At 65.9% G+C, this 1,010-nt stretch carries 2 protein-coding genes; both read right to left on the bottom strand.

Annotated elements, in window-relative coordinates; translation table 11 throughout:
• On the bottom strand, positions 1-575 hold a 575-nt coding region (locus EN749_RS36340; RefSeq protein WP_128365031.1), incomplete at its 3' end, for a DUF1419 domain-containing protein.
• 139 nt (positions 576-714) lie between these two features.
• The coding region (locus tag EN749_RS36335) for a toprim domain-containing protein (RefSeq protein ID WP_145991201.1) at positions 715-1,010 on the bottom strand (296 nt) is incomplete at its 5' end.

Below are 1,010 nucleotides of genomic sequence, written 5' to 3'. Positions count from 1 at the left end.
CGCAAATGCACCGGCAGCTTGGCAGCGATCTCCTCGTCGGTCAGGTCGTCGAGCAGCTGGAGATCGGTCCGTCCCAGGCCATAGACGAGGATGGTCCGCTTGCCGCAATGCTGGCTCAAGAACCGGTCTCCGGCATAGCCACGATACTCATCGTGCGTGGCGCTCCACACATGCTCCAGGCGCTCGTGATACGTCATGGCCTTCACCGGCCAGGACTCACGTTCGACGATGGCGTCGCGCGTCTCAACCGGTGAGCGGCGCTGCGCCAGGTCGCAATAGGCGTGGAAGTAGCGGACCTTCCCGTCGATCCTGAGCGTGTAGAAGACGCTGGTGACGCTGTCGGCGAGGAACTCGCGCATGGCGAACATTTCGCCGCGCATCCAGAGCGGCGGCAGGATGTCGAGCATGTGATCATGCTCGGCGCGAGCGATCTCGAACCACTCTCCGGCGAACAGGGCGCTGTCGTCATTCTGCCAGCGATCGGGCCGCTGGGCATGGCGGTCGAACAGGCGGTACATCTGCCGCTGATCGGCGACACCGAAGTAGATCTTGCGGATGGAGGATTGAACGGTCATGGGAGGCTCCTGGCCACTTGCGGGCCGGAGCGCGGTTCATCCCTCGCGGATCACCATCATCTTCAGCCCTTCCGGACCCCTCCCCCGCGGCCGCCTCTCCGCCCGGGCGGGTCAAGGGCCGGCGCAGCCGGGCGAAGCTTCACCCTTGACGCGACCGGCGGGCATGCGGCAGCCGGCCTCCCTCCTCCTTTCCCCCTGCTTCCTCCCTCACTTTTAGATCGGCGTTCCAGTCAGTCGCCACGGGGCGCAGCCGCTCGGCGCCGCATCCGACCTCCCCAGCAAAGGCGAGAAGCCTGCCGGCATAGATGTCGCCCTGCTTGTTATTATCGGTGGCAGCGACGAGCTGGGTTTCGGGTCTGATGGCGAGGGCGCGGATCGCCGCGTCGGTCGCCGGCGACCAGCCGCCACCGGTGCTGACATAAAGCGTGTCTGGTC

Source organism: Mesorhizobium sp. M7A.F.Ca.ET.027.02.1.1, assembly GCF_004022985.1.
In the GTDB taxonomy this organism is placed as follows: Bacteria; Pseudomonadota; Alphaproteobacteria; order Rhizobiales; family Rhizobiaceae; genus Mesorhizobium.
Note: the sequence above shows the minus strand (reverse complement) of the source record. Positions and strands in the feature narration are given on the sequence as shown.